The sequence below is a fragment of the Pseudooceanicola marinus genome (assembly GCF_002786295.1).
GTDB lineage: Bacteria > Pseudomonadota > Alphaproteobacteria > Rhodobacterales > Rhodobacteraceae > Pseudooceanicola > Pseudooceanicola marinus.
Map to the genome: position 1 here is coordinate 1 of NZ_PGTC01000027.1, position 407 is coordinate 407.

General features: G+C 72.5%; 1 pseudogene. It reads right to left on the reverse strand.

Annotated features, from left to right (window positions below):
• Nucleotides 1-265, reverse strand: a pseudogene (locus CVM50_RS19145) (DNA cytosine methyltransferase); the annotation flags it as partial.
• Nucleotides 266-407: the final 142 nt, after the last annotated feature.

The window sequence follows — 407 nt, forward strand, 5'->3', positions numbered from 1 at the left end:
GGCCGATATGGCGGCCTGCCAGATGATCCAGCGGATCGACGCGGTAGACGTTCTCGCTGAGATGCAGCGTGTCCGGGTGGTTGGCCGCATGCAGGGCCAGCGCCGCCGGGTTGTGGTTGATGGCGATGTCGGGGCCGCGGCCCAGGGCCATCTCGATCCCGGTCGAGGCGCCGCCACCGCCGGCAAAGCTGTCCACGATCAGCGGCGGGCCGAGGGGTGTCGGGCGGGGACTGACGGCGAGGTCGAGAAGATGCGCTCCGTCCATCAGGAGGCCTCCGGGGTACAGACAAGGGCGTGGTAGGCGGGTAGCAGGGCGAGGGTGGCCAGCCCGGTGCAGAGCACCATGGTCGCCAGCGCGGGGCCGTCCTGGGCCTGGCCGAACAGCCAGCCCGCGCCCGGCGCGGCGC